Source organism: Nocardioides hungaricus (genome assembly GCF_054782915.1).
Genome location: NZ_BAAGRO010000019.1, coordinates 242,581 through 255,976, shown reverse-complemented (window position 1 = coordinate 255,976; position 13,396 = coordinate 242,581). Strand labels below are relative to the sequence as shown.

Here is a 13,396-nt window from a genome sequence, read left to right as displayed (position 1 = left end):
GCCGGTTGGCTGAGACCGTGGACCTCGCACTGCTGCTCACCCTGGCCGGGCTCGCCCTGGTCGACTCCACCAGCTTCGGGACGCTGCTGATCCCGCTCTGGCTGATGACCTCACCGCACGGCCTTCGGCCCGGCCGGATCCTGGTGTTCCTGGGCATGGTCGCGGCCTTCTACCTGCTGGTCGGGCTCGTGCTGCTGCGCGGCGGCAGCGCGCTGGCGGACGGCATCGGCGAGGGCCTCGCCGACTCGCCGGTGGTGCTGTGGGTGCAGCTGGCGCTCGGCGTCGCGCTGTTCGCGGCCAGCTTCCGGGTCGGCACGGGCGGATCCGGCCGGGTGCTGCGCTGGCGCGACCGGGCCGCCGGGGGAGGGGCGTCGCTCTCCGGCGTCGTCGGGCTCGCGCTGCTCGCGGCCACGCTCGAGGTCGCGACGATGCTGCCCTACCTCGGTGCGCTGGGCCTGCTCGCGGGCGGTGACCTCGGCCTGCCGGCGCAGACGGCCGTGCTGGCGGCGTACTGCCTGGTCATGGTGCTGCCCGCGCTGGGGCTCCTCGGCGTGCGGGTGGCGCTGCGCTCGCCGGTCGAGCCGCTGCTCGACCGGCTCTCGGCGTGGCTGGAGCGCGTGGGCGGCGAGGCGACCGCCTGGGTGCTGGGGATCGTCGGCTTCCTGGTCGCCCGCGACGCCGTCGGCCGGCTGTTGTTCTGACTCGGCCCCCGAGTCAGCCCTCGAGTCAGTCCAGGAGGTCGCGCACCGCGAGCGAGGCGAAGACCATCGCCGAGCCGAGCGGCGCGCCCGGGCCGGGGTAGACCGCGCCGAAGACGGACGCGGCCGAGTTGCCGGCGGCGTACAGGCCCGGGATGTGGCCGCCGTCCTGGCGCAGCACCCGGCCGCGCTCGTCGGTGACCAGGCCGCCCTTGGTGCCGAGGTCGGAGAGCACGAAGCGGGCGGCGTAGAAGGGCGGTTGGTCGCAGGGCGTCAGGGCCTTGTTGGGGCCCTGCCCGCCGGAGAAGAACGTGTCGTACTCGTCGTCCCCGCGGCCGAAGTCCTCATCGACGCCGCTCTCGCAGAAGCCGTTGAACCGCTCGACGGTCGCGGCCAGCGCCTCGGCCGGTACGCCGATCCGCCCGGCCAGCTCCGCGATCGAGTCCGCCCGCACCCGGGTGCCGGCCGCCAGGTGCGCGGCCGGGTCGCCCTCGGGCATCGCGATCGCCGGCAGCCGGCCGCCCTCGCGCGAGTCGAAGACGAACCACGACGGGATCCGCTCGGGCGCCTCGGCCATGATCCGGCCGAACCGGTCGTAGGGGAGGCACTCGTTGGCGTAGCGCCGGCCGGTCGCGTCGACCATCAGCCCGGACCGGAAGCCGAGCGTGAACGACCCGCCGCCGTCCGGCTGCGCCAGGCCCGGGCAGAACCACCCCAGGCCGCGGTAGTCGGTCGCCGCCCCGATGGCCGCGCCGGCCTCGATCGGCTCGCCGGTGTTGGTGCCGGCCGGTGCCATCGTCCAGGCGACGTCGCCGGGGACGCCGTGCTCCTCGCGCAGCGCGGAGTTGCCCTCGAACCCGCCCGCCGCGACCAGCACGCCGCGCCGGGCGCGGATCTCGACCGGCCCCTCCGGCGTCATGCCCGCGACGCCGGCCACCCGGTCGCCGTCGAGGACCAGCCCGGTCACGGGCAGCTCGGTGAGCACGGTGCCGTCGTCGCGCAGGAACCCGTCGAGCAGTCGCGCGATCAGCGCCTGCCCGCCGCTGAGCGTGCTGCGCCCGCCCTCGCCGGCGCGGTCGCGCTCGACCGGCGGCCGCACCAGGGCGCCGACCAGCTCGGGCAGGTCGCCGCGCCTGACGTCGGTCGGTTGGATCGACCGGCCGGACGGCACCCGGCCGGGCGCGTCGTAGTACTCGGGGAACGGCAGCCACTCGAACTCGATCGCGTCGTCGGCCTCCAGTGTCGCGACCAGCTCGGGCGCGTGCGCGAGGAACGCCGCGACCCTCACCTCGTCCGGGTCGACCAGGATCGCGCCGAGGTACTCCCGCGCCGACTCCGTCGAGTCCGCGATCCCCGCCCGCCGCTGTACCGCGCTGCCGGGCAGCCAGCACGCACCCCCGGAGTACGCCGAGGTGCCGCCGAGCAGGGCCGTCTTCTCGACCACCACCGTGTCGAGCCCCGCCCTCTGCGCGAGGAGCGCCCCGGTCATGGCGCCCCCACCCGATCCGACCACGACGACGTCGTACTCCCGTGCCTCCGCCTCCGCCATAGTCCGCATACTAGAACACGTTCTATCGGCGACTCGGCGCAACTTGCTCGCCGAGAGAGCGCGACTCGGCGCAACTTGCCCGCTGAGAGGGGCGCGACTCGGCGCAACTTGCCCGCGCCGTCCACAGGACCTGGGCAAGACGCGCCGACTCGGCGGGCCATGGCGGGCAAGACGCGCCGACTCGGCGGTCCCTGGCGGGCAAGACGCGCCGAGTCGGCGGGCACAATGGGGTGGTCATGTCCGAGGAGCTCCGCATCACCTACCCACCGGAGCTGCCGGTCACCCAGCGCCGTGAGGACATCGCGGCCGCGATCCGCGACCACCAGGTGGTGATCGTGGCGGGGGAGACCGGGTCGGGGAAGACCACCCAGCTGCCGAAGATCTGCCTCGAGCTCGGCCGCGGCCGCCGTACCGGATCCGGCGGAGGCATGATCGGCCACACCCAGCCGCGGCGGATCGCCGCGCGCTCGGTCGCCGAGCGGATCGCGAGCGAGCTGGGGAGCGAGCTCGGCGACCTGGTCGGCTACCAGGTCCGCTTCACCGACCGCACCTCGAAGCGCAGCCGGGTGAAGCTGATGACCGACGGCATCTTGCTGGCCGAGCTCCAGCGCGACCGGATGCTCAGGCGCTACGACACGATCATCGTCGACGAGGCCCACGAGCGGAGCCTCAACATCGACTTCCTGCTCGGCTACCTCAAGCGGCTGCTGCCGAGGCGGCCCGACCTCAAGCTGGTCATCACCTCGGCGACCATCGACGTCGACCGGTTCGCGAAGCACTTCGACGCGCCCGTCGTCGAGGTGTCCGGCCGCACCTACCCGGTCGAGATCCGCTACCGCCCGCTGATGGCTCTCGACGAGCAGGACGACGAGGGCGAGGTCGTCGTCCGCGACCAGACCGAGGCGATCGTCGAGGCGGTCAGGGAGCTCTCGGCCGAGGGGCCGGGCGACGTCCTGGTGTTCTTGCCGGGCGAGCGCGAGATCCGCGACACCGCGGACGCGCTGAAGGATCTCGACAGGCTCGATCACCGAGGGGCGGTCGAGATCCTGCCGCTCTACTCCCGGCTGAGCGCCGCCGAGCAGCACCGCGTCTTCTCCTCGCACGGCAGCGCGACCCGCCGCATCGTCCTCGCCACCAACGTCGCCGAGACGAGCCTGACCGTGCCCGGCATCCGGTACGTCGTCGACACCGGTGTCGCCCGGATCAGCCGCTACTCCGTGCGGACCAAGGTCCAGCGGCTGCCGATCGAGCCGATCAGCCGGGCCTCGGCGAGCCAGCGCTCCGGCCGCTGCGGCCGCGTCGAGGCGGGCATCGCGATCCGGCTCTACTCCGAGGAGGACTTCGCGGGCCGGCCGGAGTTCACCGACCCGGAGATCCTGCGGACCAACCTGGCCAGCGTCATCCTCCAGATGACGTCGCTCGGGCTGGGCGACATGAGCCGGTTCCCGTTCGTCGAGCCGCCGGACCGGCGCAACGTGCAGTCCGGCGTGCAGCTCCTCGACGAGCTCGGCGCGCTGCGGGAGGGGCGGCTCACCGAGGTCGGACGACGCCTGGCGCGTCTGCCGATCGACCCGCGCCTGGCCCGGATGATCCTCGAGGCCGAGCGGCTCGGCTGCGTGCGCGAGGTCATCGTGATCGCGGCCGCGCTCTCGCTCCAGGACCCGCGCGAGCGACCCGCCGAGCTGCGGGCCCAGGCCGACCAGCAGCACGCCCGGTTCAAGGTCCAACCCATGGCAACAGAGGGCAGCGACTTCCTCGCCTGGCTCAACCTCTGGCGCTACCTCAGGCAGCAGCAGCAGGAGCTGTCCTCCTCGGCGTTCCGCCGGATGTGCCGGCGTGAGTTCCTCAACTACCTGCGGGTGCGCGAGTGGCAGGACTTCGAGTCCCAGCTCCGCCAGGTCTGCAGGGAGATGGGCATCGCGGTCGGCCACCCGGCCGACGCTCCCTCCGATCTCGGGCAGGACGCGGACGGCATCCACCAGGCGCTGCTGTCCGGACTGCTCAGCCACATCGGGCTGCTGGAGGTCCGCGAGAAGGGCCGGCGCGGGCCGCGGGAGTACCTCGGCGCCCGCGGCGCGCGGTTCGCGATCTTCCCCGGCAGCGGCCTGCACCGGAGGAGCCCACCGTTCCTCATGGCCGGCGAGCTCGTCGAGACCAGCCGCCTCTGGGCCCGCCAGAACGCCGCCATCCAGCCCGAGTGGGCCGAGCGGATCGGCGCGCACCTGGTCAAGCGCACCTACTCGGAGCCGCACTGGAGCAAGAAGCGCGCGTCCGTCGTCGCGCACGAGCGCGTCACGCTGTACGGCGTACCGCTGGTCACCGACCGCCTCGTCTCGTTCGGCAGGGTCGATCCCGCCCTGGCGCGCGAGCTCTTCATCCGGCACGCGCTCGTGTACGGCGAGTGGGCGCAGTCTCATCGAGGGGGCCACAGGTTCCTCGACACCAACCGCCGGCTGCTCGAGGAGGCCGAGGAACTCGAGCATCGCGCCCGCCGCCGCGACATCGTGGTCGACGAGCACACGCTCTTCGACTTCTACGACGCCCGGATCCCGGCCGACGTCGTCAGCGGCGCGCACTTCGACAGCTGGTGGAAGCGGGAGCGGCAGCGCGACGGTCGGCTGCTCACCTTCGACCCGGCGATGCTCACCCACGACACCGCCGCGGAGATCAGCGCGGCGGACTACCCGGAGCGCTGGGAGAGCGAGGGCCTGACCTTCCCGATCAGCTACCACTTCGAGCCGGGCGCCGCCGACGACGGCCTCACCATCGACGTACCGGTCGCGACCCTCAACCGGGTCGAGGCCGACGACTTCTCCTGGAACGTCCCCGGCCTGCGCGAGGAGCTGGTCACCAGCCTGATCCGCAGCCTGCCCAAGAGCCTGCGGGTCAGCTTCGTGCCCGCGCCCGACAAGGCGCGCGAGTTCCTCGCCGCCGTCCCGCCCGGCGACGAGCCGCTCCTCGACGCGCTCGAGCGGTGGTGCCGCGCGACCACCGGCGTGGTCGTGCCCCGCGACGCCTGGGACTGGGCCAAGGTGCCCGAGCACCTGCGCCCGACGTACCGCGTCCTCGGCGACGACGGGCGCGAGCAGGCCCGCGGCAAGGACCTCGACGCGCTCAAGGAGCCGCTGCGGCCGAGGTTCGCCGAGGCGATGCGCGAGGTCGGCACCGAGAGCGGACTGGCGCGCAGCGGCGAGACCACGTGGGTGTTCGGCACCATCGACGCCTCGTTCACGCAGCGCCGCGCCGGCCACGAGGTGCAGGTCTTCCCGGCTCTGGTCGACGAGGGCGCGACGGTCGGGCTGCAGGTGTTCGGGTCCGCGGAGGAGCAGGAGGCCCGGCACCGCCTGGGCGTACGCCGCCTGCTGCTGATCGACCTGGAGAGCCCGGTGAAGCGGCTGCTGGACGGCCTGACCAACGCCGAGAAGCTCGGCCTCGCCGGCTCGCCGTACCCCAGCGTGGCCGAGCTGCTCGAGGACGTCCGGGCGGCCGTCGTGGGCGCCGCGGTCGACGCCCGGCCGCCGGTGCGCGACGAGGCGTCGTACACAGCCCTGAGGGTCGCGGCTGGCCGCGACCTCGAGGCGCAGCTGCGGGGCGTCATGGCCGACGTGGCGCGGGTGCTCGACGCGTGGCGCCGGGCCGAGAGGGCGCTCGGCGGCCGCGCCGACATGATGCTGCTCCCGGCGCTCACCGACATGCGCGCCCAGCTCGGGCGGCTGGTGCACCGCGGGTTCGTCGGCGAGGCCGGTGCGGCCCAGCTGCGCCGCTACCCGACGTACCTCGCCGCGCTGGAGCAGCGCCGCGAGAGGCTCGACGGCGGGGTCGACCGCGACCGGCAGCTGATGGACCGGATCGCCGACCTGCAGGACGCCTACCTGCACCAGCTCGCGGCGCTGCCCGATGGCCGGCCGCCCGGCGAGCGGCTGCGGCAGGTGCGGTGGGCGCTCGAGGAGTACCGCGTCTCGCTGTGGGCCCAGCAGCTCGGCACGCCCGCACCGGTCAGCGACCAGCGCATCCGACGCAGCCTGACGCCGTAGCCTGGGGAGGTGAGCGAGCGTCACCACCACCGCCCGATGACTCCGGGCGGCGGCTTCTTCGAGGCGCTGGTCGGCGGCACCGACCCCGCCCTGGTCAGCGAGGCGGCCGACCGGGCCGCGGCGCTGCTGGTGCGCGGCGCCCGCGAGTCCGGGGACGCCGAGGTCGCCGACCGGCTGCTGCACCTCGCCGACACCGAGGGCATCGAGGCGATCGCCGAGGTGTGGTCGGGCGCTCCGGCGGACTCGCTCGCCGGCTGTCTGTGGCGGCTCTACCTGCTGCGCTCGTGGGTGTACGCCGACCCGGCCGGTGTCGCCGCTGAGTTCGAGGCCGGCCGGCACGGCGCCCAGGTCGCGCGGGTGGTCGCGGGCGTCGCCGACCCGCCCGGGCCGGAGCAGCTCGAGGCGATGGTCGACGAGGTGCTCCGTGGCATCGCCGGGAGCGACTTCGCCGACGTGCTGTTCCGCGCGGCGGCGTTCGCGCGGGTGGTCGTCACCGGCCGGGCGGTGCTCGGCAGTGCGACGACCGCGGAGGTGCAGCGGATGCTGCTGCTCTCCGAGCAGCTCGAGGCGGCCGGGCACGCCGAACTCGCCCACGAGCTCGGATGAGCTGGGTTAGACTCGGCGACGGAGTACGCCGGACCGCGGCAGCCCCGGGTCCCAACATCAGCCGCTGCGAGCGGCCACGCGCCGTGAGGCGCTCCCGGCCCGGCGTACTCCTCCTTGTCAGAAGGCGTCGTCAGAAGGTCCGGGCGATCCGCCGCACGGCCACGCGGGCCGGGTCCCACGTCGTGGGGTAGGCCTCGCGGCCGGCGGCGATCTCGACCAGCGTGAGGTACCTGCCGCTGCGCAGGATGCCCAGCCCGGCGGCGCGGGCGCGGTACGAGCCGAGGTAGCTGTCGGCCGTGCCGGTGGCGACCGTGACCGGCCGGAGCGGGCCGACCGTCGAGTCGCGCACCCGCTCCTCGCAGTCCTCGCGCCAGGCGACCAGCACCCGATGGGCGCGCCAGGCGGACTTCGCGTCCACGAACCGGGCGACCACCTGGACTGCGGCGAGCCCGTCGTCGGCGGTGAACCGGCGGCTCGCGGCCTCGACCGCGCCGATGGTCTCCAGCGGGGTCTTCTGGCAGGCGCCGACCGCGCCCGGGCCGCCGGCGGGGCTGACCTTCCAGGTGTGGCCGGCGAACGTCGGCAGCCGCGCGGCGTCGAGCAGGTGCGTGTCGGTGGCGGGGCGGGCCAGCGGCGCGAGGACGCCGACCTTGCGGCGCTGCGCGGAGCGGGTGGGCGCGGCGGTCGTCGTGGCGGTCGTCGTGGGAGTCGGGGGTGGGGGAGTCGCGCTCGGCGCCGGTCTCGGCGCGTGGGTGCGGCCCGGCTTCGCCTCGGGAGCGGGCGCGCCGTCCGGCGTACCGCCCTCGGAGCCGCAGCCGGCCAGTGTGAGCGCGGCGGCGAGGCTCACCGCGACGAGGAGGACCCGAGACACGGCGACCATCGTAGGGAGCCAGGGCGTCCCAGCCGGGTTCCGACACTCCGTTAGGGTGGCCCGCGACGCGGACTAGAGGGCGGACAGGGCGGACGGAGGAGGTCGGGTGAGGGGGAGCCGGGTGCGCCGGACGGCGGTCGGGGCACTCACCGCGCTCGGCTTCATCCTGGCCGCGGTGGGCTGCAGCGACGGCGCCGACGAGCCGCGGCCCGCGCCGAGCACCACCGAGCCCCCGCCCTCGTCGCTCACGTTCGGCGTCTACGGGCCGTCCGCCCAGGTCGACGCCTTCCAGGCCACGGTCGACCAGTGGAACCGCCAGACCGACGGCCCCCGGGTGCGCCTGCAGGACTGGGCGACCAGCGCGGAGATGCGGGCCGCGATCGAGGACGGCGGCGACGTACCCGACGTGTTCCTCGCCTCCCGCACCGACCTGCGCTGGCTGCTCGACAACAAGTACACCCAGCCGGTCGACGAGCTCCTCGACGCGCGCGGCGTCCCCTTCGGCGACGGCTACTCGCGCGACGCGATCCAGGCGTTCAGCGCCGATGACCGGCTCCAGTGCATGCCGTACGCCGTCTCGCCGATGGTCATCTACTACAACACCGAGCTCGTGGACTTCGAGCGGATGCGGGCCCGCGGCCTGGACGCTCCCGAGCCGGAGGCGACCAGCTGGACCTTCGAGCAGTTCACGGCCGCGGCCGAGTTCGCCAGCCGCCCCCGCCGCGGCACCAAGGGCGTGCACATCGCCGCGACGCTGCCCGGCCTCTCGCCGTTCGTCGAGTCCGGCGGCGGCTCGGTCTTCGACGACGGGAGCGACCCCAAGTCGCTGGCGCTCTCCAGCGACGACTCGAGGTCCGCGCTCGAGCGGACGCTCGAGCTGCTGCGCAACCCGCAGGTCACCCTCGACCCCGAGCAGCTCGATCAGGGCTCGGCGCTCAGCTGGTTCAAGCGCGGCAAGCTCGGCATGATCGCCGGCTACCGCGACCTCACCCCGCAGCTGCGGCTGGTGCCCGGCCTGCAGTTCGACGTGCTGCCGATGCCGGTGCTCGACGGCGCCGCCACGGTCGGCGACGTCTCCGCGCTCTGCCTGTCCCGCAAGGCCGCCAGCACCCCGGCGGCCGCGGACTTCATGGTCCACGAGCTCTCCGCCCGGTCGGTCGACGTCGTGGCCCGCACCGGCTACCTCGCGCCGGCCAACCTGCAGGTCGCCCTCTCCGACGCGTTCCTCCAGCCGGGCCGCCAGCCGCTGAACGCGTCGGTCTTCAACTCCGCCGTCCGCGCGATGGAGCTCGGCCCGCTCGTCGACACCCTGCCCGCGCTGGAGGAGGCGGTCCGCCCCGACCTCGAGCAGCTCGTGTACGGCGTCGGCGTGCTCGACCTCGACGGCATCACCGCCCGGATCGACGAGACGTCCAAGCCGATCCTCGACCCCGAGTACACCCCCGACCCGTCCCCGACCGAGTCGTCGGAGTGACCGGGCGCGAGCATACCCAGACCTTTACGCGTACGGCGGCTCCGGATCTCGGCGACCTCCTGGTGGTCGACGGGCTCGAACCCGGTGATCGACGAGCTGGCGTTGATCGCCGAGGCGAGTGAGGCCGAAGACCGGGTTGACCGGGTCGGCTACCTCCCGCTTCGCTGAGGTGCCGCCCGCGACTGGTCTGGCCGGGTCGGTCCGGGCCCGCGTGAGGGTCACGTCCTCGCAGACCTACCGGCTACCGGGATCGGCGCTCCGTGGCCTCAGGGGCAGGCTCCCCCTCGGCCGCCATGATCGCGTCGGCGAGGATCGGGCCGGCGATCTCGACCTGCCACGGCCGGGCGCCGTACCCCGCGAGCTGGGTGGCGACGGCCGGGCCGAGATCGGCGGCGTCGCGGGTCGCGGGCGGCGTCCAGAGGGTGCGCCGCAGGTGGTCCGGGGTGAGCAGGTTCTCGACCGGCAGGTCCAGCTCGGCCGCGCGGGCGGCCATCGCGTCGCGGGCGATCGCGAGCCGGCGGGCGGCGACCGGGTCCTTCTCGGCCCAGGCGCGGGGGAGCGGCGGACCGTCGCCGCGCGGCGAGCGCGCGGGCAGCTCGGCGTCGTCCATCCCGGCGGCCCGGTCGAGGGCGGCGACCCAGCGGGCGGCGTACCGCTCCGCGCCGCGGCCGCGGAAGCCCCTGGTCGACAGCAGCGCGGCCCTGTCGGCGGGCATCGCCTGGGCGGCGGCGACGATCGCGGAGTCCGGGAGGATCCGGCCGGGGGTCACGTCGCGCTGCTCGGCGATCGCGTCGCGGGTCTCCCAGAGCTCGCGGACGGCGGCCAGGCCGCGGCGCCCGCGCACCTTGTGCATGCCGGAGGTACGCCGCCAGGCGTCCACCCGGGTCGGCTGCTCGAACCCGCGCAGGTGCTCGAACTCCTGCCGCGCCCACTCGTCCTTGCCGGCCGCGACCAGCTCGGCCGCGATCAGCGTGCGCAGCTCGACCAGCACCTCGACGTCGAGGGCGGCGTACTCCAGCCACGGCGACGGCAGCGGCCGGGTCGACCAGTCGACCGCGGAGTGCTCCTTGGCGAGCCGCGCGCCGAGCAGGCTCTCCACGAGGGTGGCGAGACCGACGCGGGGGTAGCCGAGCAGCCGCCCGGCGAGCTCGGTGTCGAACAGCGCCGACGGCGTGAGCCCGACCTCGGCGAGGCAGGGCAGGTCCTGGGTCGCGGCGTGCAGGATCCACTCGGTACCCGCGAGCGTCTCCTGGAGCTCGGGCAGCGAGCCGAACGGGATCGGGTCGACGAGGAACGTGCCCGAGCCCTCGCGGCGCAGCTGGATCAGGTAGGCGCGCGAGGAGTAGCGGTAGCCCGACGCCCGCTCGGCGTCGATCGCGACCGGACCGGAGCCGGCGGCCAGCCGGCGGCAGACCTCGGCGAGCCCGGCCCGGGTCTCGACGACGGGGGGGAGGCCGTCGCGCAGGGTGAGGAGGGGCGGTTCCGGAGTCTGGTCCGAGGTCATCTCAGCGTCCCGAGCCCCGCTGTCCGCGGCGGCTCGGCATCACGGCCACACCGTCCGGGACCGGCGGCAGCCCCACGGCCGTGCACAGCAGCTCGCCCCACGCCTCCACGTGCGGGGCCAGGTCGAGCGGCGCCAGGTCCGGTGCGTCCTCGGGCTGGAGCGGCGTCCACGACGCGCGGACCTCGATCTGCGCGGTGCCGCCCTCGTCGGCCATCCCGCCGAAGCTCTCGGTCGAGACCCGGGTGACGGTGCCGGAGATCGCGGCGTACGACGCCCCGTGCGCCTCCAGCGCCTCGGTCAGCCACGACCAGCCGACCGCGGCGAGCATCGGGTCGATCGCCTGCTCGACGTCGACCTCCGCGCGGGCGTAGGCCACGCACCGGAAGGTGCCCTCCCACGCGTCGTTCCCGGCGGGGTCGTGCAGCAGGATGATCCGGCCGGTGCCCACGTCGGTGTCGTCGACGGTCACGTCGGCGGAGAGGGCGGAGGCGTACGGCGCGATCCGCTGGGGCGCCGGCATCTCCTCGCAGAGGATCTCGGGCCGCAGCCGGGCGGCGTGCATGGTCGCGACCGCGTCCCGGAACTCCTGGGGCGCGGCGCCCGCACCCGTACCCGGGTGCGTCTCCTGACCGACGACCATAGAGGTCACAGTAGGTCGATCCGCGCGATCCCGATGTGCGAACACGCCGGTCGACCTGCGAGGCTTCACCCGTGGAGAGCGCGTTCCTCAGGGCCGCCCGGGGCGAGCCGGTGCCGCACACACCCGTGTGGTTCATGCGCCAGGCGGGCCGCTCGCTCCCGGAGTACCTGAAGGTCCGCGAGGGCGTCGGCATGCTCGAGTCCTGCATGGACCCCGAGCTCGTCGTGGAGATCACCATGCAGCCGGTGCGCCGGTACGGCGTGGACGCGGCGATCTTCTTCTCCGACATCGTGCTCCCCCTCAAGGCCGTCGGCGTCGACCTCGACATCGAGCCCGGCATCGGACCCGTGGTCGCCGACCCGGTCCGCACGCTCGCGGACGTCGCGGCGATCCCCGACCTCACCCCCGAGCACGTGCCCTACGTCGCCGAGGCCGTGCGTGGCCTGGTCGGCGAGCTCGGCGGCACCCCGCTGATCGGGTTCGCGGGGGCGCCGTTCACGGTGGCGTCGTACCTCGTCGAGGGCGGGCCGTCGAAGGAGCACGCGAGGACCAAGGCGATGATGTTCGGCGCCCCGGACGTCTGGGACGCGCTGATGCGCAAGATCGCCGGCATCTCGGCGGCCTACCTCGAGGTCCAGGTCGGCGCGGGCGCCGCCGCCGTCCAGCTGTTCGACTCGTGGGCCGGCGCGCTCGCGCCCGACGACTACCGGACGCAGGTGATGCCGCACTCGGCGTACGTCCTCGCACGGGTCGGCCGGCTCGGCGTGCCGCGCATCCACTTCGGCGTCGGTACGGCGAACCTGCTCGGCCTGATGGGCGAGGCCGGCGCCGACGTGGTCGGCGTCGACTGGCGCACCCCGCTCGCCGACGCGATCGGCCAGGTGGGCGGCCGCGCCGTGCAGGGCAACCTCGACCCGACGCTGGTGTTCGCGCCGACCGAGGTGATGCTCGACCGGGCCGCTCAGGTGGTCGAGGCCGGCCGGGCGGCCACGGGCCACATCTTCAACCTCGGCCACGGGGTGATCCCGTCGACCGACCCCGATCAGCTCAAGCGGCTGACGGAGTTTGTCCAGGGTCGTCCGGTGTCGGAGTGACCCGGCGGCGCGAGCGCCAGATCAGCAGGGCCGGGATCCCGACGATCCCCAGCACGACCAGCCACGGCAGGAGCGCGCCGAGGGCGGTGGCGAGCCCGACCGCGGACGTGGCCAGCGCGTCCCAGCCGGCCTTGAGCCCGGTCACGAAGCCGGCGTCGTCGGTGTCCTTCTTCGCCTTCGCCGGGGTCTGGTCGATGCTGACGGTGATCGTGGACATCGAGGTCTGGCCGCGCAGGTAGGCCGCCTGCCGCTCCAGCGACTCGAGGTCGGCCTGCCGCCGGGAGAGCTCGGACTCGATCCGCACGATGTCGCGGATGCTCTGGGCCCGGTCGAAGAGCACGGTGATCCGGGCGATGCTGCGGCGTTGGGCCGCGAGCCGGGTCTGGGTGTCGATCACCTTGGCGGTGACGTCGTTCTCGCCCGACGACGCCGACACCAGCTCGGCGCCGTCGACGGCCTTGAGGTCGTCCATCGCCGTCGCGAAGCTGTCGGTCGGGATCCGCAGCACCATCCGGGTGTACGCCGGCTTCCCGTCGTCGTCCGTGGTCGTCTCCTCCTGGGACACCTGGCCGGACAGGCGGTCCGTGAGCTGCTGCACCTCGAACTGCGCCTTGCCGACGTCGTCGGAGCGCAGCTCGACGTTGGCCTTGCGGATGACCGAGCGCTGCACCTGGACCGGCTTCTCCTGGTCGGCGGGTCCCCGGGCGGTGAAGGCGTCGTAGGTGGAGCTCAGCGTCGACCTTCCGTCTGCCTGCGCCGCGGCGACGTCGGCCGACCCGCCGGCCTCGCTGCTCGCCCCGCTGTCGGACCCGTCACCACCGCCACCGCCGCAGGCGGCGAGTCCGAGGAGACCGGCGAGAAGGACGGCGGGAACGACGGCGGTGCGCGGCTTCATGCCGTCTGGGACGCGGCCCTCGCGGGCTCGG

At 74.3% G+C, this 13,396-nt stretch carries 10 protein-coding genes; 5 read left to right on the top strand and 5 right to left on the bottom strand.

Annotated features, from left to right (window positions below):
• Positions 1-17 precede the first annotated feature (17 nt).
• Entirely contained in the window at positions 18-701 is a 684-nt protein-coding gene (locus ACYVKX_RS08735) for a GAP family protein (protein ID WP_460830810.1), read from the top strand.
• 25 nt (positions 702-726) lie between these two features.
• Here ACYVKX_RS08735 and ACYVKX_RS08730 read toward each other — a convergent pair whose 3' ends face one another.
• On the bottom strand, positions 727-2,247 hold the full coding sequence (locus ACYVKX_RS08730; RefSeq protein ID WP_460830808.1) for an FAD-dependent oxidoreductase: 1,521 nt from the start codon (positions 2,245-2,247) through the stop codon (positions 727-729).
• Between the two features lie 236 nt (positions 2,248-2,483).
• On the opposite strand from ACYVKX_RS08730, the gene hrpA reads away from it, so the two are divergent.
• Together hrpA and ACYVKX_RS08720 are read left to right on the top strand one after the other, a co-directional pair.
• On the top strand, positions 2,484-6,281 hold the full coding sequence (gene hrpA, locus ACYVKX_RS08725; protein ID WP_460830806.1) for an ATP-dependent RNA helicase HrpA: 3,798 nt from the start codon (positions 2,484-2,486) through the stop codon (positions 6,279-6,281).
• A 9-nt stretch (positions 6,282-6,290) separates the two neighbouring features.
• Positions 6,291-6,887, top strand: coding sequence for a hypothetical protein (locus ACYVKX_RS08720; RefSeq protein WP_460830804.1), 597 nt, complete (start codon positions 6,291-6,293; stop codon positions 6,885-6,887).
• A 130-nt stretch (positions 6,888-7,017) separates the two neighbouring features.
• Here the strand turns inward: ACYVKX_RS08720 and ACYVKX_RS08715 are convergent, their stop codons facing one another.
• Positions 7,018-7,758: a hypothetical protein gene (locus ACYVKX_RS08715; protein WP_460830802.1), complete on the bottom strand. Its 741-nt coding sequence runs from the start codon at positions 7,756-7,758 to the stop codon at positions 7,018-7,020.
• A 106-nt stretch (positions 7,759-7,864) separates the two neighbouring features.
• Between ACYVKX_RS08715 and ACYVKX_RS08710 the strand changes: the two genes are divergently transcribed.
• A complete protein-coding gene (locus ACYVKX_RS08710) occupies positions 7,865-9,232 on the top strand; it encodes an ABC transporter substrate-binding protein (protein ID WP_460830799.1) in 1,368 nt (455 codons plus the stop codon).
• Positions 9,233-9,473: 241 nt separating this feature from the next.
• Here the strand turns inward: ACYVKX_RS08710 and ACYVKX_RS08705 are convergent, their stop codons facing one another.
• Both ACYVKX_RS08705 and ACYVKX_RS08700 read right to left on the bottom strand, forming a co-directional pair.
• Entirely contained in the window at positions 9,474-10,736 is a 1,263-nt protein-coding gene (locus tag ACYVKX_RS08705; RefSeq protein WP_460830796.1) for an HRDC domain-containing protein, read from the bottom strand.
• 1 nt (position 10,737) lies between these two features.
• Positions 10,738-11,376, bottom strand: coding sequence for a DUF3000 domain-containing protein (locus ACYVKX_RS08700; protein WP_460830794.1), 639 nt, complete (start codon positions 11,374-11,376; stop codon positions 10,738-10,740).
• 71 nt (positions 11,377-11,447) lie between these two features.
• Here ACYVKX_RS08700 and hemE point away from each other — a divergent pair, with 71 nt between their 5' ends.
• Positions 11,448-12,470, top strand: coding sequence for a uroporphyrinogen decarboxylase (hemE, locus tag ACYVKX_RS08695; protein ID WP_460830791.1), 1,023 nt, complete (start codon positions 11,448-11,450; stop codon positions 12,468-12,470).
• Here hemE and ACYVKX_RS08690 read toward each other — a convergent pair.
• A complete protein-coding gene (locus ACYVKX_RS08690) occupies positions 12,424-13,365 on the bottom strand; it encodes a DUF4349 domain-containing protein (RefSeq protein ID WP_460830789.1) in 942 nt (313 codons plus the stop codon). The genes hemE and ACYVKX_RS08690 overlap by 47 nt on opposite strands.
• Positions 13,366-13,396 lie beyond the last annotated feature (31 nt).